Origin of the sequence: Pontibacillus litoralis JSM 072002 (genome assembly GCF_000775615.1) — a bacterium.
Taxonomy (GTDB): Bacteria; Bacillota; Bacilli; order Bacillales; family BH030062; genus Pontibacillus; species Pontibacillus litoralis.
Map to the genome: position 1 here is coordinate 1 of NZ_AVPG01000083.1, position 385 is coordinate 385.

At 40.8% G+C, this 385-nt stretch carries 1 protein-coding gene; it reads right to left on the reverse strand.

Annotated elements, in window-relative coordinates; genetic code table 11:
* A partial coding sequence (locus tag N784_RS15815) for a reverse transcriptase domain-containing protein (RefSeq protein WP_269745346.1) occupies positions 1-385 on the reverse strand: 385 nt, incomplete at both ends.

A 385-nucleotide genomic window follows, 5' to 3' on the forward strand; every position in this document is an offset into this window, starting at 1 on the left:
AGGGACTTCCAACCGCACTTTTCTCTCGGTTGACGATAAGACTCAAATTCCCTTCAAGGAATTTGGTCATATTGTTCATCACCCGATAGCCAGCTCTTCTACTTTTCACATAAATATTACAGTCATCTGCGTATCGCACAAAGCGATGACCACGCTTCTCCAACAGTTGGTCTAATTCATTTAAGTAGATATTACTGAGTAATGGTGACAGGTTCCCGCCCTGCGGCGTTCCTTCTTCTGATTTTTCGAAGATACCTTCTACCATAATTCCACTCAGTAAGTATTGCCTTATCAAGTGAAGTACACGCTTATCGTCTATCTGCTTTTCCACAAAGTACATGAGTTTGTCATGATTTACTGTATCGAAGTAGGATTTCATATCCAA